The organism is Lactobacillus sp. C449L (assembly GCF_059900815.1).
In genome coordinates this window covers 1-424 of the sequence record NZ_JBWXGA010000345.1, presented here as the reverse complement: position 1 = coordinate 424, position 424 = coordinate 1, and the positions used below count along the sequence as shown (strand labels likewise).

The following is a 424-nucleotide window of genomic DNA, read 5'->3' as shown; positions in this document are numbered from 1 at the left end:
CACACATGCAGGGCGAGGAGGCCGTAGAGCAGGATGGCCGTCACCGTGTGGATCGGCAGCCAGCGCTCGAAAAGGTCGCGGGTCACCTCCTCCGCCCGGATCGCGTGCTCGACATCTGCTATGCCCCGCGCGAGCTCCTCGACGCGGCGAGCCGTCAGGCCTTCTGCGGCCTCGCGCTCGAACATGTGTTGCCACCACGGGCGGGAACCGGCCAAGTCGATGGGCAGAGCGGCAGCTGCTTCCTCGAACTCCGCCGTCAGCGCTGCAAGCCGTGATCGCTCGCCTTTCACGGCTGTCGAAATTCGCAACAGGAGGTGCCGGCCGACGTAACCGGTCAGGACCACCAGCAGCATCATCCCGGTAAGGGACAAGCCAAGAGGGCTCCGGAACTTATGGGCCACATGCACGAGGCCCAGGATGGGCC

General features: G+C 66.3%; 1 protein-coding gene. It reads right to left on the bottom strand.

What is annotated here, in order from left to right:
* The coding region (locus tag AC2JF9_RS09705; RefSeq protein ID WP_500727362.1) for a hypothetical protein at positions 1 to 371 on the bottom strand (371 nt) is incomplete at its 3' end.
* Positions 372 to 424 lie beyond the last annotated feature (53 nt).